The organism is Pantoea sp. X-Soil-YNGN-844, from assembly GCF_059730595.1.
Genome location: NZ_AP036007.1, coordinates 1,908,664 through 1,933,528, shown reverse-complemented (window position 1 = coordinate 1,933,528; position 24,865 = coordinate 1,908,664). Strand labels below are relative to the sequence as shown.

At 58.8% G+C, this 24,865-nt stretch carries 21 protein-coding genes; 8 read left to right on the top strand and 13 right to left on the bottom strand.

Translation table 11 applies throughout. The annotated features are described in order from the left end of the window. Positions 1-12: 12 nt before the first annotated feature. Positions 13-885, bottom strand: a complete 873-nt coding sequence (locus AC6I8C_RS09000) for an NAD(P)-dependent oxidoreductase (RefSeq protein WP_497822229.1) — start codon at positions 883-885, stop codon at positions 13-15. Between the two features lie 182 nt (positions 886-1,067). Between AC6I8C_RS09000 and pqqU the strand changes: the two genes are divergently transcribed. Further along, positions 1,068-3,188 carry a TonB-dependent receptor PqqU gene (gene pqqU, locus AC6I8C_RS08995; protein WP_497822228.1) on the top strand — a complete coding sequence of 707 codons (2,121 nt, stop codon included), beginning with the start codon at positions 1,068-1,070 and terminating at the stop codon, positions 3,186-3,188. Positions 3,189-3,239: 51 nt separating this feature from the next. Here pqqU and AC6I8C_RS08990 read toward each other — a convergent pair whose 3' ends face one another. The 3 genes from AC6I8C_RS08990 to AC6I8C_RS08980 all read right to left on the bottom strand — a co-directional run bounded on the left by AC6I8C_RS08990 (position 3,240) and on the right by AC6I8C_RS08980 (position 4,865). Further along, positions 3,240-3,800, bottom strand: a complete 561-nt coding sequence (locus tag AC6I8C_RS08990) for an isochorismatase family protein (protein ID WP_497822227.1) — start codon at positions 3,798-3,800, stop codon at positions 3,240-3,242. A gap of 15 nt (positions 3,801-3,815) precedes the next feature. After that, positions 3,816-4,241, bottom strand: a complete 426-nt coding sequence (locus tag AC6I8C_RS08985; RefSeq protein WP_013357804.1) for a MarR family winged helix-turn-helix transcriptional regulator — start codon at positions 4,239-4,241, stop codon at positions 3,816-3,818. Positions 4,242-4,307: 66 nt separating this feature from the next. Continuing rightward, complete coding sequence (locus AC6I8C_RS08980) at positions 4,308-4,865, bottom strand: helix-turn-helix domain-containing protein (RefSeq protein WP_061062426.1); 558 nt, start codon at positions 4,863-4,865, stop codon at positions 4,308-4,310. 122 nt (positions 4,866-4,987) lie between these two features. Here AC6I8C_RS08980 and AC6I8C_RS08975 point away from each other — a divergent pair, with 122 nt between their 5' ends. The 4 genes from AC6I8C_RS08975 to AC6I8C_RS08960 all read left to right on the top strand — a co-directional run bounded on the left by AC6I8C_RS08975 (position 4,988) and on the right by AC6I8C_RS08960 (position 13,064). After that, positions 4,988-6,160, top strand: coding sequence for a benzoate/H(+) symporter BenE family transporter (locus tag AC6I8C_RS08975; RefSeq protein WP_497822226.1), 1,173 nt, complete (start codon positions 4,988-4,990; stop codon positions 6,158-6,160). Positions 6,161-6,331: 171 nt separating this feature from the next. After that, positions 6,332-7,735, top strand: coding sequence for an SrfA family protein (locus tag AC6I8C_RS08970; RefSeq protein ID WP_497822225.1), 1,404 nt, complete (start codon positions 6,332-6,334; stop codon positions 7,733-7,735). 2 nt (positions 7,736-7,737) lie between these two features. Beyond that, positions 7,738-10,701 carry a virulence factor SrfB gene (locus tag AC6I8C_RS08965; RefSeq protein WP_497822224.1) on the top strand — a complete coding sequence of 988 codons (2,964 nt, stop codon included), beginning with the start codon at positions 7,738-7,740 and terminating at the stop codon, positions 10,699-10,701. After that, positions 10,698-13,064, top strand: a complete 2,367-nt coding sequence (locus AC6I8C_RS08960) for a virulence factor SrfC family protein (RefSeq protein ID WP_497822223.1) — start codon at positions 10,698-10,700, stop codon at positions 13,062-13,064. Before AC6I8C_RS08965 ends, AC6I8C_RS08960 begins: the two co-directional genes overlap by 4 nt. Here AC6I8C_RS08960 and AC6I8C_RS08955 read toward each other — a convergent pair. The 3 genes from AC6I8C_RS08955 to AC6I8C_RS08945 form a co-directional block, all read right to left on the bottom strand. Further along, entirely contained in the window at positions 13,061-13,324 is a 264-nt protein-coding gene (locus AC6I8C_RS08955) for a barstar family protein (protein ID WP_013357798.1), read from the bottom strand. The two genes, AC6I8C_RS08960 and AC6I8C_RS08955, sit on opposite strands and share 4 nt — an antisense overlap. Positions 13,325-13,326: 2 nt before the next feature. After that, a complete protein-coding gene (locus tag AC6I8C_RS08950) occupies positions 13,327-13,761 on the bottom strand; it encodes a ribonuclease domain-containing protein (RefSeq protein WP_497822222.1) in 435 nt (144 codons plus the stop codon). An 86-nt stretch (positions 13,762-13,847) separates the two neighbouring features. Next, positions 13,848-14,189 (bottom strand): helix-turn-helix domain-containing protein, encoded by a 342-nt coding sequence (locus AC6I8C_RS08945; protein WP_013357796.1) that lies wholly within the window; start codon positions 14,187-14,189, stop codon positions 13,848-13,850. Between the two features lie 301 nt (positions 14,190-14,490). Between AC6I8C_RS08945 and AC6I8C_RS08940 the strand changes: the two genes are divergently transcribed. After that, the gene (locus tag AC6I8C_RS08940) at positions 14,491-15,645 is read left to right on the top strand and encodes an efflux RND transporter periplasmic adaptor subunit (RefSeq protein WP_497822221.1); all 1,155 of its coding nucleotides are present in this window, start codon (positions 14,491-14,493) and stop codon (positions 15,643-15,645) included. Between the two features lie 12 nt (positions 15,646-15,657). Then, on the top strand, positions 15,658-18,810 hold the full coding sequence (gene oqxB, locus AC6I8C_RS08935) for a multidrug efflux RND transporter permease subunit OqxB (protein WP_497822220.1): 3,153 nt from the start codon (positions 15,658-15,660) through the stop codon (positions 18,808-18,810). Between the two features lie 68 nt (positions 18,811-18,878). Here the strand turns inward: oqxB and AC6I8C_RS08930 are convergent, their stop codons facing one another. The 5 genes from AC6I8C_RS08930 to AC6I8C_RS08910 all read right to left on the bottom strand — a co-directional run bounded on the left by AC6I8C_RS08930 (position 18,879) and on the right by AC6I8C_RS08910 (position 22,139). Then, positions 18,879-19,232: a type II toxin-antitoxin system HicB family antitoxin gene (locus AC6I8C_RS08930; protein ID WP_497822219.1), complete on the bottom strand. Its 354-nt coding sequence runs from the start codon at positions 19,230-19,232 to the stop codon at positions 18,879-18,881. A gap of 178 nt (positions 19,233-19,410) precedes the next feature. Then, on the bottom strand, positions 19,411-19,836 hold the full coding sequence (locus AC6I8C_RS08925) for a type II toxin-antitoxin system HicB family antitoxin (protein WP_497822218.1): 426 nt from the start codon (positions 19,834-19,836) through the stop codon (positions 19,411-19,413). A 22-nt stretch (positions 19,837-19,858) separates the two neighbouring features. Then, positions 19,859-20,041: a type II toxin-antitoxin system HicA family toxin gene (locus tag AC6I8C_RS08920; RefSeq protein WP_010245321.1), complete on the bottom strand. Its 183-nt coding sequence runs from the start codon at positions 20,039-20,041 to the stop codon at positions 19,859-19,861. Between the two features lie 196 nt (positions 20,042-20,237). After that, positions 20,238-20,732 carry an RrF2 family transcriptional regulator gene (locus tag AC6I8C_RS08915; protein ID WP_013357792.1) on the bottom strand — a complete coding sequence of 165 codons (495 nt, stop codon included), beginning with the start codon at positions 20,730-20,732 and terminating at the stop codon, positions 20,238-20,240. A 207-nt stretch (positions 20,733-20,939) separates the two neighbouring features. Next, positions 20,940-22,139 (bottom strand): MFS transporter, encoded by a 1,200-nt coding sequence (locus tag AC6I8C_RS08910; RefSeq protein WP_497822217.1) that lies wholly within the window; start codon positions 22,137-22,139, stop codon positions 20,940-20,942. A 187-nt stretch (positions 22,140-22,326) separates the two neighbouring features. Between AC6I8C_RS08910 and tus the strand changes: the two genes are divergently transcribed. Further along, positions 22,327-23,256, top strand: coding sequence for a DNA replication terminus site-binding protein (gene tus, locus AC6I8C_RS08905; RefSeq protein WP_497822216.1), 930 nt, complete (start codon positions 22,327-22,329; stop codon positions 23,254-23,256). A gap of 40 nt (positions 23,257-23,296) precedes the next feature. On the opposite strand, the gene fumC is transcribed toward tus, so the two are convergent. Further along, positions 23,297-24,694 (bottom strand): class II fumarate hydratase, encoded by a 1,398-nt coding sequence (gene fumC / locus AC6I8C_RS08900; RefSeq protein WP_061062412.1) that lies wholly within the window; start codon positions 24,692-24,694, stop codon positions 23,297-23,299. Between the last annotated feature and the right edge of the window lie 171 nt (positions 24,695-24,865).

Below are 24,865 nucleotides of genomic sequence, written 5' to 3'. Positions count from 1 at the left end.
ACGGCTGCTGACTCATTGCGCCTTCAGATAGCGGTAGATGACCGCCAGATCCTCTTCACCGAGTCCGGCGTCCACCGCCTGCTGCCAGAGCTGAGCGATGTTCTCCAGCGCCGGCAGTGGCGTTTCAGCCGCATCCAGCGCCAGGCGGGCATCTTTCAGCGCCCAGATCAGATGCATCTGCGGCGTGTAGTCGTCGCTGGCGATCATCCCAAGCTTCATCTTCGCATACGGCGCGGCCAGCGGACCGCCCTCCAGCACCTGCCAGAGATCGTCGGTGGAAAAGCCGAAATCCTCCGCCAGCCGGGTGCTCTCCGCCAGGCTCTGCATCATGCCGATCAGCCAGCTGTTGATGACCAGCTTCATCCGGGTGCTTTTGCCCGCCTCGCCCAGCCACTTTGTTCCTTTGCTGATGGCGGCAAACACCGCTTCTGCTGCCTGGGCACGGCTCTGATCGCCGCTGGCCAGCACCAGAATCTGTGCGTTTTCTGCGGGTGCTTTGGTGCCGGAAACCGGCGCGTCAATGAACAGCAGATCCGGTCGTTCTGCTGCGAAAAAGGCGATCAGCGCGTCGATTTTTTCCACGCCGATGGTGCCCATCTGACACAGCGTCGCACCCTGCTTCAATGCCGCTTTAGCCTGATGCAGCACCTGCTCTGTGGTGTCGCCGTCGGAGAGCATGGCGATGACCACATCGGCTTCACGCACCGCCTCTTCCGGTGAATCAGCCAGCTGCAATCCGGCGTCCAGCAAATCTTCGCCGCGCGCGCGGGTGCGGTTCCAGCCGTGTACGCGAAAGCCTTTTTTCAGCAGGTTGGCGGCAAATGCGTGCCCCATTGCGCCTAATCCCAGAACCGCCACTTCAGGTTGTTTCATGCTGACTCCCATAAGTTTGTGTCTGCATCCGTCAACGCTGGATGCCTTATTACTGCAAAAGATGGATTCCAGCCTGGCGGTAAACAGCGAAAAAATCCAGCGTGAAACGGTGTACCCCGACACCCCGAAGCCTTACCATATGCGGCAATTGTTCCACATGGTTCATTTACGCTTCTTTTTTCAGGCCTCTGATAATGAAAATACTCTCTCTGCGTCAGGCGACGCTGCTGATGTTGCCTGCCATTTTGCCGCTGCCGCTGCTGGCGGCAGACAATGACAATACCCTGGTCGTGACGGCTGCCCCGCCGGAAACGGGCCTTAACGAGCTTGATACCCCCGCCGCCCTGAGTGTGGTCAGCGGCGACGATATGCGTCAGGCGGCGCCGCGCGTAAATCTGTCGGAAAATCTCAGCAGCGTGCCGGGACTGCAGATCCAGAACCGGCAAAATTACGCCCAGGACTTGCAGCTGTCGATGCGCGGCTTTGGCTCCCGCTCAACCTACGGCGTGCGCGGTCTGCGCATCTATGTGGACGGGATTCCGGCCACCATGCCGGACGGTCAGGCACAGACCTCCAATATCGATATCGGCTCGATTGATCATGTCGAGGTGCTGCGCGGCCCCTTTTCTGCGCTCTACGGCAACGCCTCGGGCGGCGTCATCAATGTGACCACCCGGCAGGGTCAGCAGCCAACCACGCTGGAAGCAGGCAGCTGGTACGGCAGTTACGGCAGCTGGCGCAACAGCGTCAAAGCCAGCGGTGCCACCGGTGACGGCAGTCACGCCGGGGATGTGAACTACACCGTCTCCGCTTCCCGCTTCACCACTCACGGCTATCGCGATCACAGCGAAGCACAGAAGAACCTCGGCAACGCGCGGGTGGGTGTGCGGATTGATGATGTCAGCACCCTGACGCTGCTGTTTAACAGCGTGCACATCGACGCCCAGGATCCCGGCGGCTTAACCGAGGCGCAGTGGCGTGACAATCCGCGCCAGGTGGTCAGCAACGTTACGCTCTACAACACCCGTAAAACGGTGGATCAGACCCAGGGCGGCCTGCGTTATCAGCGCCAGATGAGTGAAAACGACGACCTCAGCGTGATGCTCTACGCGGGGATGCGCGAAACCACCCAATTCCAGTCGATTCCCGCCGCCGTGCAGCGCAATCCGTCTCATCCCGGTGGCGTGATCGCCCTGACCCGCCACTATCAGGGCGTCGATACCCGCTGGACCCATCGCGACACGCTGCTGTCGATGCCGGTGGCGGTGACCGGTGGCCTCGACTACGAAACCATGACCGAGCGCCGCAAGGGCTATGAAAACTACACCGTCAGCAACGGCGTCACGCAACTGGGCGAACAGGGCAATCTGCGCCGCAACGAGCGCAACCTGATGTGGACGCTCGATCCTTATGTGCAGACCAACTGGCAGCTCACCGATAAACTGTCGCTGGATGCAGGCGTGCGCTTCAGCACCGTCAACTTTGACTCCAATGACTTATATATCCGGCCAGGTAACGGCGACGACAGCGGTGAGGCGCGCTATCACAAGTGGCTGCCCGCGGCGGCGCTGAAGTACGCCTTTGATCCCAGCTGGAACGCGTGGATCTCGGCCGGTCGCGGCTTTGAAACCCCGACCATTAATGAGCTTTCATACCGTTCAGATGGCGCAACGGGCCTGAATCTGGGGCTGAAACCGGCCACCAGCGACACGCTGGAGATCGGCAGCAAAAAACGTATCGGCAATGGCCTGGTCAGCGCGGCGCTGTTCCAGACAGATACCCGCGATGAGATTGTGGCGGATGCCAGCAGCGGCGGACGGACTACCTATAAAAATGCCGGTCAGACCCGTCGCCGCGGTCTGGAGTTAAGCCTGGATCAGCAGTTTGCCTGGGACTGGCGGCTGAAGATGTCCTATACGCTGCTGGATGCACGCTATCGCAGCAACGCCTGCGGCAGCGACAGCTGCGACGGCAACCGTATTCCGGGCATCGCCCGCAATATGGCGTATGCCGGACTCGGTTATCTGCCGGAACAGGGCTTTTACGCAGGCAGTGAAGTGCGTTATCTGAGCCAGATCGCCGCTGAAGATCAGAACAACGTGAATACCCCGTCCTATACCGTGGCGGCGGTGAATAGTGGCTATAAGTGGCTGGTCGATAACTGGACGCTGGATCTGTTTGGCCGGGTCGATAATCTGTTTGACCGGCATTACGTGGGTTCAGTGATTGTGAATGAGAGCAATGGCCGCTACTTTGAATCTGCGCCGGGCCGCAACTACAGCGTCGGTGTGACGCTGGGTTACGCCTTCCGCTAAACCTATCCGGGCCACCATTGCGGTGGCCCGAATCTTACTGTCACCCGTTTATCAGGCGCGGGATTTCAGCTGCGCCACAATATCTTCACAGCTGCCGGTTTCACCCAGGCGCGGGAAAATCAACTTCACACTATTGTTGTGCGTATCCATATTGAGATCGGTCATCGCATCGGTCGCCAGCGTGACGTTGTAACCCAATTCATACGCCTGACGTGCCGTTGACTCCACGCCGATGCTGGTCGCGATACCGCAAATCACCACCTGAGTGATGCCGCGCTTTTGCAGTTCCTCATGCAGTGACGTGTTATGAAACGCCCCCCAGGTTTTCTTGGTGACGGTGAGATCATTCTGCTGCGGCGTCATCGCCGGCACCAGCGTGGCCCAGTCGGCAGGCAGGTCGCCGCTGTGACGCGCCTGCTCGTTACGGCCCGGTGCCCCACCGGCCACGTTAACCAACACCACCGGCAGGTCGTGCGCGCGAAAAGCCTCAGCCAGACCGGCACAGCGTTCGATCACCGGCTGCGGTTCATGGGTCAGCGGCAGCGCTACGATGCCGTGTTGCAGGTCGATAACAATCAGCGCAGTTTTTGCATCAAGTGTGGTTACAGCCATGTTGGATCCTCAGGTTTAATAATCAGTGAGTCGTTGCAGCAGAGGGAGAACGTCAGTCAGTTGCTGCTGCTCTGCCGGGCTGAGCCGCGCGTCCAGCGTCCGGACCAGCCAGTCATCGCGCATTGCGCGACTCGACGTAATCACCGCCAGGCTCGACGCGGTGGGCAGATAGCGGGTTTTACGGCCATCATGGGGATCGGGCTCGCCCGTGATTAATTCTGCCGCCACTAATCCGGCGACGGTCGTCCCCATCGACTGGGTGCGCACGCCCTCGGCGGCGGCCAGTTGCGTCACCGTCATCGCCCCATCGCGCACCAGATGCCCCAGCACTGCCACCTGCGACCAGGTGAGTTCGCCAGGCGGTGCCGACTCACGCAACCGGCGGCCCAGCTTGCCCACCAGCATGCGCAGCGTGGCAGCAGATTCAGTCAGATCGCGCATTTCCCGTCTCCATCGATAAGCGAAAGTATAAAGATACGAAGGTAAACTGTGTAGTTTGCTGCGGTATCAATTTGTAACGTCCGGGCGCTGCAGATAGTGAATCAGGCTGTGAAAGCGCAGCGGCGTGCTAAGCGGGTTGCGGTAGCTGTGCGGCACGTCGGCACTGAACTGAAACGCCTCGCCTTTTAGCAGACGCCGCCAGCGATCGTTGACCCCCAGCAGCAGTTCACCCTCGATAACCACCACCTGCTCCACGCAGCCCGCTTCATGTGGCGAGGAATGGCTCTGCGCGCCCGCGGCCAGCTCCACCGCCAGCAGGTCAAACCGCAGTTGCGGATCGTAAGGCAGCACGGAGCGCACCGACATATCAGCATTGGGCTGACTGAATCCGGGTATTGTGCCGGCAGGTAACGCGCTCCCGTCGATAAAAAAGGAAAAGGGAACGTTGAACCCGGTGGCAATCTTCCACAGCGTCGCCACTGTCGGACTGGATTCACCCCGTTCAATCTGCCCCAGCATCGCTTTACTGACGCCGGTGCGCTCCGCCGTCAGCGTCAGGCTCCAGCCGTTGGCCTGGCGCAACTGTCTGAGCGCACCGCTCAGGTGTTGCTGAAAATCTGCCATTTTTTCTCCTGAGTTCTCGTCACCCTGGCAGGTGACGTTATGCCGACAGTGTAACACTTGTGCGTTATAGCGCACTATGCGAACATGTGCGCTATAACGCACACCTTTAAATGAGTCTGACCATGACGAGAGCCGAGCCGTCCCGTTTTACCCTGCCGATGCTGGTCTCCGGCTTTGTTGCTGTGCTGGTGGGCTACAGCAGCAGCGGCGCGATTATTTATCAGATGTTTCAGGCGGCAGGCGCCTCACCGGCGCAGATTGGCGGCTGGCTGTCAGTGCTGGGTCTGGCGCAGGGGATGGTCTCGCTGGGTCTTTCACTGCGCTACCGCATGCCGGTGCTGGCCGCCTGGTCCACGCCGGGTGCCGCGCTGCTGGCGACCAGCTTTCACGGCGTTTCGCTGAATGAAGCAGTGGGCGTGTTTGTTTTCGCCAACCTGCTGATTGTGGTGTGCGGCGTGACTGGCCTGTTTGCCCGGCTGATGAACCATATTCCCGCCTCGCTGGCGGCGGCGATGCTGGCGGGGATTCTGCTGCGCTTCGGGCTACAGACCTTTGCCGATTTGCAGAGCAACGTTGTGCTGTGTGGCAGCATGTGCCTCGCCTGGCTGCTGGCCCGTCGCTGGCTGGCACGCTATGCCATTCTGGTGACGCTGATGGTGGGGATTGCCGTGGCAATGGCCCAGCATGCCATCCACTTTCCGCCGCAGTCGATGATGCTGGCGCTGCCGGAGCCGGTAATGCCGCACTTTACCCTGACCACGCTGCTGGGGATCGGCGTGCCCTATTTCCTGGTAACGATGGCGTCGCAGAATGCCCCCGGTATCGCGACATTACAGGCACACGGCTACCGTCCGCCGGTCTCTTCTCTGATGAGCTGGACCGGGGTTACGGCACTGCTGTTGTCGCCGTTTGGCGGCTTTTCGGTCTGCGTGGCGGCGATTACAGCGGCGATCTGCATGAGCGATGAGGTCGATGCAAATCCTCAGCAACGCTGGCGTGCCGCAGCGCTGGCCGGAGTCTTTTATCTGCTAGCGGGCGCGTCCGGTGCGCTGATCGCCGTGCTGTTCAGTGCCCTGCCCGCCGTGCTGATTGAAGCGCTGGCGGGTCTGGCTCTGCTGGCCACGCTGGGCGGCAGCCTGCATCGCGCACTCGATGTGCCTGCCGAACGCGACAGCGCCCTGATCACGTTTCTGATTACCGCATCAGGCGTCACTTTACTTGGCATTGGCCCTGCCTTCTGGGGATTGATCGGTGGCGTTATCGCTCACCTGCTGCTGGTGCGTAAAAACGCCTGATTGCGTGATAGCTGCTGAAATATCGGTTATTTTTCCGTCCGGCGGTGAAAAAAACACTGGATTTACCTCCTTTTCTGCCGTTTGATTTGTCATTGCCCCGCGTAAAATCAACCTAATCGTCGATAACACGCGATTTTCTGCCTCAGACAACGACCGATAAGGGCCCAACAGGTGGCAAAAACTTTTCTGCGCAGCGGTAATTTAGATGCAGTTCTGGCATTAGGTGAAAATGGCCAGCCGGTCTACGCCTCAGCACTGCAAATTCGTGAAACCCTGCGCCTGCGCCGTCAGAGCGCACTGGCAGATTGCCTGGCCATTCCTCAGGCCAACGAACGGGGCGATCGCCTCGACTGGTATGCCCCTTTCAGCGGCCGGGTGAAATCCTGGCTGGGCGCCAGCGATCATGAACGTCGGGCGGCGCTGCAGCAGCTCACCGCCTGCCAGCAGGATATGCAGGATCTCAGTACGCGCGCGCGCGCGGCAGAGAACCCGTCGATGCGGCTGTTTGGTGCGCTGCTGAGCAAAACCCTGCAATTTCCCGACCAGCAGTATGTTTATCTGGTTGATGGCAAACCGGTCATTACCTTCTGGGGCTTTGTCGATGCCCAGGCACGCAGCCGCGACGATGCGCTGGCCTGCCTGCGTGACACCCTGGAGGAGAATCTGCCGGTGGCGCTGGTTGAACCGCTGCCAGAGCTGCCTGCCGCACCGGTTGCCGCCGAACCGGTCATCGTCGCTGAGCCTGAACCTGCACCTGAACCTGAAGAGGAGCCGCTGCCGGTCGCGACAGCCGCTGAGCCTGAGCCGGTTGCACCCGTGGCGGCTCGTCGCCGTTTCCGCGTCTGGTATCTGTTACCGCCGGTGGCGATTGCTGCCGCCGTAACGGTGGCCGTGTTGCTGCATCGTCCTGAGCCTGTCGCCACGCCAGTGGCATCATCAACGAAGCCAGCAGCAGCACCTGCGGCTGTTTCAGCGCCCGCCGCGGTTTCCACCCCAACACCTGCGGCGAGTCAGGCCCCGGCGGCGACCACACCTGTTGCTACACCGTCAGCGACGACACCGGCGGAGACAGCAACAGCTGAAAAACAACCGGAGTCGCAGCCGCAGAAACCAGCCAGTGCTGGCACGACCGAAGCCGCACCTGCCGCTGCATCTGCTACCCTTGCCAGTGTGGTGACCCCGCCGGTTCCGGCTAAACCTGATGATTTGATTGTCACGCCGGACGCCGTGCGCGAAGGTCAGGTACAGGTGATTGATGGTCGCTGGCGTGTGACTATCGACCAGATGCCGACGCCGACCGGTAAGCCGCCGGTGATGCGCTTCCAGTTCAAAAATGGTAAAGGCAGCGTGCAGGTCGCGCAGGGTAATACCAGCTGTAAAGCGGATGTCAGCGCCGCTATGACCAGCGCCGGTAACCTGGTGATTGAGAGCCGCTACACGGCGAAGTGCCAGAACAATTCGCGCTACCGTATGCCGCTGCTGGTCTGCCATGCGAGTATGGGCGCCGCCGTGTGTGAAGCACAGTATGCTGAAGACCGGGTCTTCCCGATGACGATTAAGCGTGAGAGTAAATAACGATGCTGGCTCCCCTGATCGATGACAAACAAAAAATTTCGCTGATTGAAAACAGCGGTGTGCAGTTTCTGGATTTTGGCCTGCAACTCTCAGCTACCCAGGCGCGCCGTCAGTTTGTGCGCCAGACCGCGAACGGCCCGCTGCTGCGCCTGAATGTTGATGGCAACAGCGGTAAATTCATGCTCTACCCGGAAGATGGGGGGACTGCTGAAGTGGTGCGCCCGGAGTCCGATATCGCCCTGGCAGACTCGCTCACTCTGCTGGCCGCCTGCTGGCTGCCGCTGCCGATGCTGCGCTGCGCCAGTGGCCGTCGTTTTATCGGCGGCCCGGAAAACTGGGCGCGGATGCGTCTGGTTGCCCTGCCCGCGCCCGATGCGGCAGGCAATACCCATCGCGTTACCCTGGCCTTTGATACCCGCTGTGTCGCGGAACAGGATGGCGGCGAACAGCTCGGCCTTAGCGCAGCTGATGCGCAGAACGGCGTGACATTTGCGCTGGCCTGGCACAACTACGAGCTGGGTGACTTTCTGGACCTGACCTGGGTCGACGGCTGGCTGCGCGAATCCTTTACCGATCGCGTTTCCGATCGCCGCGAACAGGCGATTAATCAGGCGCTGCGCGAGTTTGAGTATCAGGCGCACTACCTCAATCTGCTTGAGCTGCTGGGCGAACAGCTTGATCTGAGCGAAATCCACATTCAGGCCGCCACGCTGCAGACCCCGGCGGTCAACGTCGATATCATTCTGGATGTCGGCAACTCCCATACCTGCGGCATTCTGGTGGAAGATCACCCGGAAGAGAGTAACGGCCTGAAGCAGACCTATGAACTGCAGTTGCGCGATCTCTCACAGCCGCATCAGGTTTACAACGAGCTGTTTGACAGCCGTCTGGAGTTTGCTGAGACGCGTTTCGGCAAAGCGAACTTCTCGCTGGAGAGCGGGCGTGAGCAGGCCTTTATGTGGCCGTCTCTGACGCGCGTGGGACGCGAAGCGAGCCGTCTGGCCCTGCAGCGTGTGGGTCTGGAAGGCAGCACCGGCCTCTCCAGCCCGCGCCGTTATCTGTGGGATGAAGCCCGTTATCAGCCAGGCTGGCGTTTTAACACGCCTGGCGATCAGGCTGAACCCCTGGCTTATGCCGCCCCCTTTACCACCCTGCTGAACGACGAAGGCCAGCCGCTCTCTTCTCTGGCACCCGACGATCGTCTGCCGGTCTTTTCACCGCACTACAGCCGCAGTTCGCTGATGACCTTTATGCTGTGCGAGCTGCTGGCGCAGGCGCTGATGCAGATGAACAGTGCAGCACAGCGTCAACGTATGCCGCAGAGCCACGCGCCGCGTCAGCTGCGCCATGTGATCCTGACGCTGCCATCAGCGATGCCGAAGCCGGAGCGCGAAATTTTCCGCCGCCGGATGCAGGAAGCGCTGGCGCTGGTCTGGAAAGCCGAGGGCTGGCTGGCGGACGACGATGATCTGTCGCCTTCGCTGCCGCGTCAGAACCCGAAACCGCTGCCGGATGTGCAGATGGAGTGGGATGAAGCAACCTGTGGTCAGATGGTCTGGCTGTTCAATGAAACCCAGGTCAATTTTGCCGGTCGCGCCGAAGACTTTTTCAGCAGCATGGCCCGTCCCGATCGTCCGCGCGAGGCCGACGAACTGCCAGGCAAAAGCCTGCGGATCGCCTCGATTGATATCGGCGGCGGCACCACCGACCTCGCCATCACGCAGTATCGTCTGGATGATGGTCAGGGCAACAACGTCAAAATCACCCCGAGGCTGCTGTTCCGTGAAGGCTTTAAAGTGGCGGGCGACGACATCCTTCTGGATGTGATTCAGCTGTGGATTTTACCGGCGCTGCAACAGCATCTGCAGAAAGCAGGCCTGACCCTGGCAGAACCGCTGATGAACAAGCTGTTTGGTCACGACAGCCGCATGGACGGTCAGGCGACGCTGCGTCAGCAGGTCACCTTACAGCTGTTTATTCCGCTGGCGCAGGCGGTGCTTGAGCGTTACGAAAACTGGGATCCGCTGGAGAGCCACGCCGAGATCAACGCGCTGTTTGGCGAGCTGGTCGATCAGCCACCGGGCGAGGCGGTGCTGGCGTTTGTTAACGGCGAAATTCAGCGCGAACTGGGCGGTAACAGCCGCATTGACCTGTTGCAGGTGCCGCTGGTGGTGAGCCTGTCGCAGCTGCACGGCGAATTTATGCAGCACCGCATGGCGATTATTCCGGCGCTGCGCTCCATGTGTGAAGTCGTGTCGCTCTATCAGTGCGACGTGCTGCTGCTGACCGGTCGTCCGTCGCGCTTCCCGGGCATTCAGGCGCTGGTGCGCCATCTGCAGCCGTTGCCGGGTAGCCGTATTCTGTCGCTGGAGGGCTACCACACCAGCGACTGGTATCCGTTTAACAAACATGGCCGCATCGATAACCCGAAATCCACCGCGGCGGTCGGCGCGATGCTCTGCCTGCTGGCGCTGGATCTGCGACTCAGCAGCTTCTGGTTCCGTGCCGGGGATTTTGAACCCTATTCGACTATTCGCTACCTTGGCATGCTCGATGAAAACCAGGCGCTGACGGACGAGAATCTTTGCTACAGCGAAATTGACCTCGACGATCCCGGCTATGCGCTGGATAAAAAAAGCAGTTTCCGTATTCGCGGCAACGTCTGTCTCGGTTTCCGTCAGCTGGATAATGAACGCTGGCCCGCCTCGCCGCTCTATAGCCTGACGCTGAACGACGCCACGCTGGCGCGCAAAGTAGCCGGTGAAAGCGTGCTGCGCATTCGTCTGGCCGTCAAAGCCGGTCCCGACGCCGCCGGCCCGGAAAGTCTGGTGCTGAGCGATGCGCGCCTGGACGATGGCACCCGCGTGCCGCTGGAGCAGTTAAGTCTGAAGCTGAATACCCTGTCGGCGACCGGCAATGCCAATGCGCAATACTGGATTGACAGCGGGAGCGTGTGTAAACGATGAAAGCGTTAAAACCCCGTCAGCCACAAACGCTGGCAAAACGTCTTAGCCTGTTGCAGGACGCACTGAATAACAGCCTGAACTGGATTGAGGCCACCCGTGAGCAGTCGCCGCGGCTGGCGCTGGAAGCAGAAACCCTGACGCTGCAACTGCGCCAGGCGCGCGTGCAGACTCAGGCGCTGGCACAGCAGGTAGCGCGTCCGGTCACGCTGGCGCTGTTTGGTCAGTCCCAGGCGGGTAAAGCCTGGCTGCTGAACGAAATGGTGGCCGATGCCCAGGGCCAGTTAGTGACCCGGATGGGCGATAAACAGCTGAGCTGGTTCCAGCATATCAATCCCGGCAACCTCGATTTTGCGACCGCCACCCGCTTCAGCCATCAGCGCGAACCGCTGTCTGGCGAATGGCCGGTTGAACTGACGCTGCTGAGCGAAGCAGAACTGGTGCGGCTGATGGTCGCCTGTGCCAGAGCTTCCACGCCCGACACCGCACAGATCGACAGCACACTGCAGCGCCTGCAGCGTCATCGCCTCACCACGCCGCTGGCCGGTCTGGAAGGCGACGCGCTGGTGACCCTCTGGTCCTGGTGCCGCCGCCGTCCGCACCACGATGCGCGACTGGATCGCCATTTCTGGCCGCAGGCCGTTGAGCTGGCACCCTGGCTCAGCGTTGACGACCGGGTGCAGCTCTTTTCACTGCTGTGGCCTGCTCAGCCTGACCTGAATGAGATGCTGCGTACCCTGCTGCACCTGCGTCATCAGCTGCGTAACAGCAGCCGGGTACTCGTGCCGCTGAGCCTGCTGACCGACGCGTCACTGCTGCCCGCCGAGCAGCTGATTGTGCCAGGCAGTGAACAGGATCAGCAGCAGTCAGTGGAAGTCTGCCCGATGAACGGTAATCGCATCGGCAAGGCGCAGAACGTGCCGCTGGGATTACTGGCGCTGCTGACCCTGGAGGTGCTGGTCCCGCTGAGTTCCACACCGCGAACCGCGCTTTATGATGATGCCGATATGCTGGAGCTGCCTGCGCCGGGTCAGTCCAGTGATGCGGCAACGCAGGAAGATCGTCAGCGCCTGCAGCAGCAGGATCCGCTGCGTGCTCAGCTGCTGGAACAGAAACGCGCCCTGCTGCCTGGCTTTTACGCCGCGCGGCAGGCGATTGATTTGCTGCTGGTCTGCACCGCAGCCAGCCACCGTCAGGATGCCGATCTTGCCAGCGAAACGCTGCGCGAATGGCAGCGTCACCAGCCTGCCCAGGAATCCGCTGAGAAACCGCGTCTGATCTGGGCGATTACCCCGTTCGATGCCCGTCATCAGCAGGTCAACGTAGATGAGGCGGTTCAGCGTCAGATGGGACAGCCCGGTCAGCACTGGGGATCGATGCTGGCGCTGGATCGCGCAGGCGTCGACCGCATGGCAAGCTGGTTGCTGGAGGAGATGCAGCCGGAAGCCCGCCGCGACATGTTGCTGGCTCAGCTGGCGCAGATTCAGCACACCGTGGTGGAGCGGCGTCTGCTTCCCTGGACCGAAGCGGGTGCCAGCCCGGAGCAGGCGGCACGCAAACAGAATATTGCCGACACGCTGCTGAAGTGTTTACAGCATCGCACCGGCCTGCATGGTGAGCTGCTGGAGCGCCTGCAGCCGCCGCGTGAAGCGCTGCGCCAGCTCTGGCTCAATCAGTCAGCCCTGCCAGGCAGCAAACCGGCCACGATTCAGGCACCGGAAAATCAGTTTGGTATCGGCTTTGAATTTGACCTGTTCAGCGAGAGTCCGGCGGAAGCGCCGGTTCAGCCGCGTCAGAGTCTGCAGAGCACCCAGCAGTATCCGCGTCAGGTGCTGCTGCTGTGGCTGGATCATCTGCGTCAGCTGCCGGAAAACCGCAGCCTGCTGGCGTTACTGAATGTGGACAAGGCGACGATGGAGTGGCTGGTTGAAGAGTTAATCACGGCCGGTTTCCGCACCGATATCGCGCAGAAACTGCAGCAGGCGCTGCATGAGCCGGATACCCAGAGCGTCAGCCATGAATCCCGCGCCGATCGTCAGGTGACGCGGGCGATGACGGTGCTGGGGGATTTTGTGGCCTGGCTCGGCTTTTTACAGCGTCCTGAATCAGAACGTCCGGCCAGCCGGGTTAACCGGGGTCAGGCGATTTTCTCCCGTCCGCCGGCGCCCAGCGTCAGCTTTAGTGCCGGTCAGCGCCTGACCAGACTCTCTGCTGCACCAGCCAACCACACTGCCTACTATATCTACGACTGGCTGGTGGGGCTGAATCAGGTGATTATTGAAAACAATGGTTACACCGGCGGCGGCGATCTGCCGCTGGCGGCCCGCGAAGCGCTGATTGCGCTGCTTAAGCCCCTGCGCACTTAATCGATAATCAGGCGCAGTTCGCCCTCCAGCGACTGCGCCGCCTCTTCCAGCAGCGCCAGCACCGGCGCTAAATCGGCCTGATGCGCAGCATAGTGCTGCAGCCACATCGTGGCAGGCAGCGCCATTCCGCCCGTCAGCCAGTCCCACAATGCATCCAGGTTATGTCCGAAGCTCTGCGGGCAGCCACTCTGCTCCGCAAACTGCTGATAAAAGGCCGCACGCGTGGTGAGCTGACGCAGGTCAAAGGTCAGGTTAAGCATGTTCAGGGCACCTGTCTGAAGCTGCGGTAGTGATCGGTGGAGAGAAACACCAGCCCGTCAGAGGAGTAGACCAGGCGATCGGCATCGCGATGCCCGCAGCGATAATTCACATCCGCTTCATACCACTGGCGGCCGGCACGCGTGGGCAGACGCTTCTCACGGTTGGTAAAGCGGTCGCCACCGATGGCTCTGCCTGGCAGCACCTCGCACAGATTCCCTTTGGCCGGATTCCAGCCACGCTTACGCGCATCACTTTTAGTGAGGTAGTAGTCCGGTAATTGCTGATGCTGCAACACCCAGCGCGCCACGGTATGGGCGTCAGTCAGGGTGGCGATATCCGCCTGCGCAGGGGCTGAAACGGTATTCAGATAAGGTTTAAGGCCGTAGAAACAGGCCGCGAGGACAAGAAAAAGTCCAATCCAGAGTTTTTTTGACATGATGGCATCCGTGACGACAGGACGCAGATGATACCAGTTTTGCGCGCAGAGAAAAGCGCGGGCCAGGCAAGCTGGCCCTGGCGAGGTTATGCGGCGTGCGATTCCCCGCTGTGACGACGCCATGCACCCGGCGCGACACCATACTGACGTTTGAAGCTGCGGTTAAAAGATTGCTGAGAGTCGAAGCCTAACGAGATCGCCACATTGAGAATCGGTTCATCGGTGCTGGTCAGACGATCGGCTGATTTCTTCAGCTTCTTAACCCGGATGTATTCACCCAATGGGTAGCCGGTATGTTCTTTGAACATACGCTGCAGGTGCCATTTGGAGTAACCGGCGCGTTCTGAAACCGTATCCAGGTCCAGACGTGCTTCAATGTTGTTATCAATCCAGTCGATTAAATCGTGAATAAAGGCGTCACTCATCATTCCAGTCTCTCCCGTCGCTGTAGCGAAAAGTATTAGTATCAGTTGCAGTTACACTTAAAGGTGGCTGACTATGCCATTTAATGCAAGTTTTATTAGTACATTAAATGCCGCACTGTTTGTAGGGTTTTAGCGCAACTGGTCAGGCTTTCAACGCTCTGCCCAAAACCGCACATAAAGTGTATCTGTTATTCTTGCAGTTGTCCGCGACGCAAGCCTACACTCCCTGCGATTAATTGCAATATTAAAAGTTGCAAATATTGGCCTGCAGGTCGTCTTTTATATCTATCGCGGAATAACAACAATGATTACGAACCGGGTTCGTCAGGGTTTAACCCTCTTAGGGATGGTACTGCTCATCACGCAACTGAGCGGCTGCGATAAAGGTGTGGCGCAAAACGCCCCGCCGCCACCGCCGGAGGTGAGTGCCGCGCCGGTGCTGATCAAGCCGGTCAGCCAGTGGGACAATTTCAATGGCCGGGTGGAAGCGGTGCAGAGCGTACAGCTGCGGCCACGCGTCTCGGGCTATATCGACGCCGTTAACTATCGCGAAGGCGATGAGGTCAGAAAAGGTCAGGTGCTGTTTACCATTGATGACCGTAGCTACCGCGCGGCGCTGGAGCAGGCCAAAGCGGAACTGGCACGGGCGCGCAGTCAGGCCAGTCTGGCCCGCAGCGAATCGGGCCGCAGCGAGAAACTGATTGGCACCCAGGCGATTTCCCGCGAGGCGTGGGAACAGCGTCGTTCTGCAGCCAGCCAGGCGCAGGCCGATGTGCTGGCCGCTGAAGCCGCGGTCGACATGGCGCAGCTGAACCTCGACTTCACCCGCGTCACTGCGCCGATCGATGGCCGCGCCAGCCGGGCGATGATCACCGCCGGTAACCTGGTGACCGCTGGTGACAGCGCCAGTGTGCTGACCACGCTGGTATCGCAGCAGCAAATGTATGTCTACTTCGATGTCGATGAAAACACCTTCCTCAACTATCAGGCGATGGCGCGTCAGGGCCAGCAGCGCCATGCCCTGCCCGCTGAGATTGGCCTGGTCGGCGAACAGGGTTTTCCGCATCAGGGCAGGATCGACTTCATGGATAACCAGCTGACCGCCAGTACCGGCACCATTCGTATGCGTGCCCTGCTCGACAATCAGCAGCGTCAGTTCACCCCGGGTCTGTTTGCCCGTGTGCGTCTGCCCGGCAGCGCGCAGTTTGAGGCGGTGCTGATTGACGATAAAGCCGTCCTGACCGATCAGGATCGCAAATATGTCTACGTGGTGGACGGTGAAGGTAAAGCGCAGCGGCGCGATATCCAGCCAGGCGCGATGGTGGATGGCCTGCGTATCGTAAAATCGGGTCTGCAAGCCGGTGACAGGGTCATCATTGCCGGTCTGCAAAAAGTATTTATGCCCGGCATGCCGGTCACTGCTCAGCAGGTCGCCATGCGTGCGGCAGCCGCTCAATAATTCGAGGCCGCTATGGACTTTTCCCGCTTTTTTATCGACCGGCCTATTTTTGCTGCGGTGCTGTCGATTCTGATTTTCGTCACCGGCATGATTGCCATTCCGCTGTTGCCGATCAGTGAATATCCCGACGTTGTGCCACCCAGCGTGCAGGTGCGCGCCGAGTATCCTGGCGCTAACCCGAAAGTGATTGCGGATTCCGTGGCGACGCCGCTGGAAGAGGCGATTAACGGCGTCGAAAACATGATGTACATGAAGTCAGTGGCCGGTTCGGATGGCGTGCTGGTGACGACCGTGACTTTCCGTCCGGGCACCGATCCCGATCAGGCACAGGTGCAGGTACAGAATCGCGTGGCGCAGGCGGAAGCCCGTCTGCCGGAAGATGTGCGTCGGCTGGGGGTGACAACCCAGAAGATGTCACCGACGCTGACGCTGGTCGTGCACATGTTCTCACCGAACAGTACCTATGATTCGCTCTATCTGCGTAACTACGCCACGCTTAAGGTGAAAGATGAGCTGGCGCGCCTGCCGGGTGTCGGTCAGATCCAGATTTTTGGCGCAGGTGAATATGCGATGCGCGTCTGGCTTGATCCCAACAAAGTCGCGGCGCGCGGCCTGACGGCCTCTGACGTGGTGACGGCGATGCAGGAGCAGAACGTGCAGGTCTCTGCCGGTCAGCTGGGCGCGGAGCCGCTGAAAAAGCAGAGCGACTTCCTGCTGTCGATCAACACTCAGGGACGACTGGAGAGCGAGCAGCAGTTTGGCGATATCATCCTGAAAACCTCTGAAGATGGTTCGCTGGTGCGGCTGCGCGATGTGGCGCGGATTGAGATGGGATCAGGCAGCTATGCCCTGCGCTCCCAGCTGAATAACAAAGATGCGGTCGGTATCGGCATCTTCCAGGCGCCTGGCGCTAACGCCATCGACCTCTCCAATGCGGTTCGCGCCAAAATGGATGAGCTGGCAACCCGCTTCCCTAACGATGTGAAATGGGCTGCGCCTTACGATCCGACCGTGTTTGTCCGCGACTCCATTAAAGCGGTAGTGCAGACCCTGCTGGAGGCGGTGATTCTGGTGGTGCTGGTGGTGATTCTGTTCCTGCAGACCTGGCGCGCCTCGATTATTCCGCTGCTGGCGGTGCCGGTTTCGGTGGTGGGTACCTTCAGCGTGCTCTATCTGCTTGGCTTCTCGCTTAACACGCTGAGCCTGTTCGGGCTGGTACTGGCGATCGGTATCGTGGTGGATGACGCCATTGTGGTAGTGGAGAACGTCGAACGTAACATCGAGATGGGACTGTCGCCGCGCGCCGCCGCGCATCAGGCGATGCGCGAGGTCTCCGGGCCGATCATCGCCATTGCGCTGGTGCTGTGCGCGGTGTTTGTGCCGATGGCGTTTCTTTCCGGCGTGACCGGGCAGTTTTACAAGCAGTTCGCCACCACTATCGCTATCTCTACGGTGATTTCGGCCATTAACTCACTGACGCTCTCGCCCGCGCTGGCGGCGATGCTGCTGAAAGGACATGATGCGCCAAAAGATCGGCTGACGCGGATCATTGATGCCCTGTTCGGCTGGCTGTTCCGTCCGTTTAACCGTTTCTTCCAGCGCAGTGCGCACGGCTATGAGTCGCTGGTTGGCCGCACGCTGCGTCGCCGTGGCGCGGTATTTGGCGTCTATATCCTGCTGCTGGCCGGTGCCGGCTTTATGTTCAACACCGTGCCGGGTGGCTTTATCCCGACCCAGGATAAGCTTTATCTGATTGGCGGCGTGAAGATGCCGGAAGGCTCCTCACTGGCGCGCACCGATGAAGTGATTCGTAAGATGAGCGAAATCGGTATGCAGACCGATGGCGTCGCCTATGCGGTGGCCTTCCCCGGCCTGAATGCGCTGCAGTTCACCAACACCCCGAACAGCGGAACGGTGTTCTTCGGCCTGAAGCCGTTTAATGAGCGCAAGCACACAGCAGCGGAGATTAACGCAGAGATCAACGCGAAAATCGCGCAGATCCAGCAGGGCTTTGGCTTCTCGATTATGCCGCCGCCGATTCTGGGGCTGGGTCAGGGTTCGGGCTATTCGCTCTATGTGCAGGATCGTGCCGGTCTGGGCTATGGCGCATTGCAGACGGCGATTAATACGCTGTCGGGCAGCATCATGCAGACGCCAGGCATGCACTTCCCTATCTCCTCCTATCAGGCCAACGTTCCACAGCTTGATGTGCAGGTTGACCGGGATAAAGCCAAAGCTCAGGGCGTGTCGCTGACCGCGCTGTTCAGCACGCTGCAGACCTATCTCGGCTCGTCGTACGTGAATGACTTTAACCGCTTTGGGCGCACCTGGCGCGTCATGGCGCAGGCGGATGGGGAGTTCCGCGACAGCGTTGAGGATATTGCCAACCTGCGTACCCGCAACGACCGCGGTGAGATGGTGCCGATTGGCAGCATGGTGAACATCACCACTACCTACGGCCCCGATCCGGTGATCCGTTATAACGGCTATCCGGCGGCGGATTTGATTGGCGATGCCGATCCGCGCGTGCTCTCTTCGGCGCAGGCGATGAGTCAGCTGGAAGCGATGTCCGGTCAGCTGTTGCCGAACGGCATGAACATCGAGTGGACCGACCTGAGTTATCAGCAGTCAACCCAGGGTAATACCGCGCTGATTGTCTTCCCGATGGCCGTCCTGCTGGCGTTCCTGGTGCTGGCGGCGCTGTATGAGAGCTGGACGCTGCCGCTGGCGGTGATCCTGATTGTGCCGATGACGATGCTCTCTGCGCTGTTTGGCGTCTGGCTGACTGGCGGAGACAACAACGTCTTCGTGCAGGTCGGACTGGTGGTGCTGATGGGCCTCGCCTGTAAGAACGCGATTCTTATCGTGGAATTTGCGCGTGAGCTTGAGATTCAGGGCAAAGGAATTATCGAAGCGGCGCTGGAAGCGTGTCGCCTGCGTCTGCGTCCGATTGTGATGACCTCCATCGCCTTTATCGCCGGTACCATCCCGTTGATTCTGGGTGAAGGTGCGGGTGCAGAAGTGCGCGGCGTGACCGGTATTACCGTCTTCTCCGGCATGCTTGGCGTGACACTCTTCGGCCTGTTCCTGACGCCGGTGTTCTATGTGGCCCTGCGCAAGCTGGTGACACGCCGGTCAGGTAACGCGGAATCAGTGACGGCGTAAATCGTAAACGTTAACAGGGGCGATCGGGTGATCGCCCCTTTTTTTGTCTGAGATTGGCAGCATGTTCATTAGCGCTGCTTTAATTTTTCATTCAGCGTTTCAATGATAAACGCATTCAGCGAGGTTTCATTTTGCGCAGCAGCCTGCGAGAGCCGCACGCCCAGCGATTCAGGATAGCGCAGCGTAAAGGTCTTGATTTTTTCCTGCTCCGCATAGGGATTAATGCCGGAGGCAGCGCAATCTTCCGGGTATTCGCGCAGTGAAATATCCCCTTCTTTGTACAGACCCTGCACGCTGTCAGAGACAAAATCACAGTAGCCTGACAGGCCGGTAAAGCGTCCACGGAACAGGTTGATTTCGGGAACGTAGGTGATGACTGCGGGTTGCCCGGCGACGTTTGCCAAATTTAAATGATTATCCATCTTTGACCTCCTGCATTCTGATTACCTGAATATCAGGAATGGATTTTTATAAATTTTATCAATTTTTCAGACTTTAGATCTCCTGAAAGCTAGAAAACAGGTAACAAAGAAGATACAAATCGTGAGATTAATACGCTAATAACATTGCTTTAGGGGTTAACGTTAGTTGCGCCGATAATCAGGTGCGAATCTCAATTTGGGCTTTTCGTCCCAGCTGCGCCAGCGCCATCTCCACTTTTTCAACTTTCGATGAGTGCTCAACATCCAGCAGTCGATCAACCTGTGGTCCATTCACACCCAGCTGGCGTGCCAGATCGACTTTACGGGTGCCGGTTTCAATCATTGCGTTATAAAGTGCCGCTTTCATCGCCACCAGCACAGGTACGGAGACAATGTATTCACCTTCCAGCGGTTTACTGGCGACCGGAATCGGACGACGGGTATCCATCTCAAGAGAGATAGCCGTCACCAGTCCATCTTCGGCTTCTGACAGTGCTTCCTCAACGGTGGCGCCGACGGAATGCAGTAACGGCAAATCACGACACGAGACCTCATAGGTATCGGTTTTGGCGTCATGGGTTAAGCTGAAGGCATAATTAAACATAGGGTTACCTCTCTGATCGGGCTCACAGGCCCAGATCTTTTAAAATTTTTCTGCGCGTACCTTCAGGCATTTCTTTCGCTCCATGATCCGGAAAAATGGATTGCCTGTCGCCCAGGAAGACCTTGAAATGGCTGCTTCCACTGCGGTGCTTCGTCAAAATAGCGCCCTGCTGAATGAGCCAGCGCCTGAATTCACTGTACTTCATCGCGTTCCCTCGCTGTGTATAACAGCAAGAATAACATTGGTGGTACTTAAGGCAACAATAATGTTGGGTTCCTGACTGAGTTTTCAAACAATTTATTACGTTTATCGCGATGACCGAACTCAGAAAGATGGGTATTGATTCATGACGGATTTGAGGCAGGACGATACTGATCAGCAGGCATAAAAAAAGCCGCTCATCAGCGGCTCTTTTTGCAGAGTTCTTCACTCTCTTCGGGTTCAGGTTCCGGTACGGCGGTGCAGTTGCTGGTGTCGCGTTTCTTCAACTCGTTCAGCGCATCGGCCACAGTGCGTTTTGCCAGCACATCCAGCGACGCCTGCTCGGCTTCGTCGGCTATCGACTTGAAGTACCAGCAGAGGTTGGCACTGACCAGACAGCGCGGCGCGACATCGGGACGCGCGGCCCAGATCTTTTTGTCTTCGATCACGGAGACATAGATATCCCGCAGGGTAATGTCCGCAGCAGGACGGCCGAGATGAATCGAACCGGTACGGCCCAGCGTAGAGACAATAATGCCGTCACGTGTCAGCGGGACCATTAATTTTCGAATGAAACTGGGATTCGCTTCCAGCCCGTAGGCCAGAATCGCGCTGGTAGAGCGTTTACCCATTTGCTCCGCCATCGCTACGCTCAGAACCATTTGCAAAGCTGTCGGGAAGCGGTAATCAAGCATTTCTTTATCCTGAGTTGCGGTGCATCTTATTGTTTTATTGCCGCATAAGTGAACAATCAATGAGCAATAAATATAACAAACACTGTTGCTTTTTTGAAGCAAACCGGCACTGACAAGGCACGTATTCACCAAAGGCGGAGGCCTGATAGCACAAGGTGCTTACCCTGCTCCTCATCCTTATCCTGCCGGACATGGTGAGCAGTTCGGTCATGCGGTGGTGACCGCTGCCGCCGGTAATCGCTGCTTCAGCGCCATAACCAGTAACACGTTAAAGACTGCTAAAGCGCAAAGCAACCACAGCGTCGCCGACGCGCCCATCTTTTCAAACACATATCCACCCATCAGCGGCGTCAGCGCCTGTCCCATTAGCGCCGGGCGGGCCATTTTCCCCACCACAATCGCGTAAGACTCTGGTTTGACCATCGCCAGCGGTAAAGTTCCACGCACGACGGCGCGTAAGCCGTTTCCTGCGCCATACAGCACCATGCTCAGCAGCGCCAACTGTGGAAAAAGTGCCAGCAGCAGCAGGCCCAGCGCCACCAGCCCGACAGAAAAAAAGGTAGTGCGGATCGGATGACTGCGTTTGAAAACAATATCGACGATGCGCGAGCCTACCTGACATGGGCCAAGCACCGCGCTGATCGCCAGCGCCGACGTCAGCGTATGGCCACTCGCCTGCAACAGCGCGATAAGCTGCACGGAAATCGCCGTCATGATCACCGATACGAGAGTAAAAATGGCGCACAGCAGCCAGAACAGCGCAGGTTCAATCTCCGGCGTGGCAGAGTGTTTAACCGCCCTTTTCGCAGGCGGCTTAGCATGGCTCGCCGGTAAGGCAAACAGATAGGCAGGCAGCACGCAGACCACCATTATTGCCGCAATAATCAGTGACGCATCCCGCCAGCCGAATCCATGAATCAGCAACGCCGTTCCCGGCCAGACCAGCGTGGTGCAGAAGCCTGAAATCAGCGTAATACTGGTGATCGCTGAACGTGCCTGACCGCCATAACAGGTGCCGAGTGTGGCGAACAGCGCATCATAAAGGCCCATCGCCATTCCGATGCCAATAATCACCCAGGCAAACAGAAACAGCGGCAGCGAGAAGCTGTACGCCATCATCACCAGCCCCACCGCCATCACCAGACCGCTCAGCGCCAGCAGCAGACGACCGCCGGTTCGGGCGATAATCCTGCCCGCCAGCGGTGACAGCAGGCCCGACACCAGAATCCCGGTCGAGAGCGCGCCATAAATCCATTGCTGTGACCAGCCTGTCTCAGCTGCAATCGGGTTCGCCATCACCGCCATCAGGTAGAATGACCCTCCCCATGAGAGGATTTGCACCAGACCCAGGGTGAAAATGGCGGCGATACCGGGTTTGTTGTTCTGACTCACAGGCGATCTCTTCATTAGCAGGCGAACCGTTTTTATAACATGTTCTGCGATAAGGCAAAATGCGTGACGCCCTTTTCGCTGGATGACCTGGCAGACCGCACGTTTTTAATGGAATCACTATGCGTATGTTGTAACTATATGCGGCTTGCATCCTCGCCGGGCTTCTGCCACATTGTGGACGTTGTAACTATGGAGGCACAACATGACGCGCTACGACTTAGTGGCTGATATGCATCAGTGTGTAAACGACCTGGAACTGGCGCTGGGCGAACTGCGTCAGCAGATTGAGGCGCAGCCTTTGCTGATCGCCCGCGTCTTCAGCCTGCCGCCGGTAGTGAAAGGCCGCGAACATGAAGCGATTACTCAGATTGCCGTTGAGCAGCATCTCGGCGAGAGCGCGTTGAAGATGGCGCTCGACCACTACTGCCGCCTGTTTATGCAGCATCAGTCTGAACAGCTGAGCACCAAGGCTGCCGTTCGCTTACCCGGCGCACTCTGCATCGAATGCGATGCGCAGCGCGAAGCAGAGATCGGCTCGCTGGTCGACCTCATCAATCAGCTGAAAGCCCGGCTGGAGCAGCTGATCACGGTGGACTCGGGCCTGCCGAGCGAAGCGCGTTTTGAGTTCGTCCACCAGCATTTACGCGGCCTGATTACGCTGAATGCCTACCGCACGATCACCCTGCTCAGCGCCCCTGACAGCCTGCGTTTCGGCTGGGCCAACAAGCACATCATTAAAAACCTCAAGCGCGAAGAGGTGATCGCCCAGCTGGAAAAAAGCCTGAAGTCGGGACGCGCGAAAGCACCGTGGTCACGGGAACAGTGGGCGGAAAAAGTACAGGAGGAGCTGGCAAGCGTGCGCGCCCTGCCCGCCTCAGCACGGCTGAAAATTAAGCGTCCGGTGAAAGTCCAGCCGGTGGCACGCGTCTGGCGCGCGGATGAACAAAAGCAGACCCAGCTGGCCTGCCCGTCACCGATACTGGTGATCTGCCGCGATCGCAGTCAGGTTCCGGTGCTGGGCGAGCTGCTTAATTACGACGCCGATAACATTACGCATCGGCATAAACCCGCCGCTGAACCGCTGAATCTGCTGATACCCCGACTGCATCTGTGGGTTGATTGCCCGATATAAAAAAGGCCAGCATCCGCTGGCCTCTTGCTCATCGCTGAGCTTACGACTTCATGCTGCCGACCATCTCTTCCGGCCGGACCCAGGCATCAAATTCTTCTTCAGTGAGATAACCCAGCTTCAGCGCCGAACCCTTCAGCGTCAGCCCCTCTTTGTGCGCCTTCTTGGCAATTTCAGCCGCTTTGTCATAGCCGATGTGGGTGTTCAGCGCGGTCACCAGCATCAGTGATTCGTTGAGCAGTTGATCGATGCGCTCACGCACCGGCTCAATGCCGACGGCGCAATGATGGTTGAAGCTGTCCATGCCGTCCGCCAGCAGGCGAATCGATTGCAGGAAGTTATGGATCACCATCGGACGGAAGACGTTAAGCTCAAAGTTACCCGACGCGCCGCCCATGTTGATCGCCACGTCGTTACCCATCACCTGACAGCAAAGCATGGTCATCGCTTCACACTGCGTTGGGTTAACTTTGCCCGGCATAATGGAACTGCCAGGTTCGTTTTCCGGAATGGCGATTTCGCCGATGCCGCAGCGCGGGCCGGAAGAGAGCCAGCGTACGTCGTTGGCGATTTTCATCAGCGAGGCGGCCAGCCCTTTCAGCGCGCCATGCGCATGCACCAGCGCATCACAGGTTGCCAGTGCCTCAAACTTATTTGGTGCGGTGACAAATGGCTGCTGCGTCAGATCGGCAAGCGCCTTCGCCACGCGCACCGCATATTCCGGATGGGTATTCAGACCGGTGCCCACCGCGGTTCCGCCCAGCGCCAGCTCCGCCACGTGCGGAATGCTCTGTTCGATATGCTTGAGGTTGTGCTCCAGCATTGCCACCCAGCCGGAAATCTCCTGGCCCAGCGTCAGCGGCGTCGCATCCTGCAGGTGAGTACGACCAATCTTAACGATGTCTTTAAAGGCGTCAGACTTCTGGCTGAGCGTGTTTTTCAGTACCTGAATCTGAGGGATTAACTGTTCGCGCAGCGCGATCACGGCGGCAACATGCATCGCCGTCGGGAAGACGTCGTTGGAGCTCTGGCTCTTGTTCACATCGTCGTTGGGATGGACCAGGCGCGACATCCCGCGTTCCCCGCCGAGGATTTCACTCGCGCGGTTTGCCAGCACCTCATTCATGTTCATGTTGGTCTGGGTGCCGGAACCGGTCTGCCAGATTGCCAGCGGGAACTCGTCCGCATGCTTATCCGCCAGCACTTCATCCGCCGCGCTGACAATCGCATCTGCGCGGTCAGCGGGCAGCAGTCCCAGATCGCGGTTAACGCTGGCCGCGGCGCGCTTAGTCAGTGCCAGCGCATGCACCAGCGCGGTCGGCATTTTTTCGGTTGAGATACGGAAGTGTTCCAGCGAGCGCTGCGTCTGCGCGCCCCAGAGTTTGTCTGCCGGTACATCGATGGGGCCCATTGAATCTTTCTCAATGCGGTTGCCTGCCATGAATACGTCTCCTTCACCTTGTTTTTAAAAGAATGACCGCCAGGTTGTTGCAATCAACTGTCGGACAGTCAGGATAGTAATACACAATAATTTAACATTATCAGAGCTTAGCGTCCTTTTGCGCTGGATATGTATTTTTACCGGTAGTTTCTGCTTTAATAGCCGCAATAA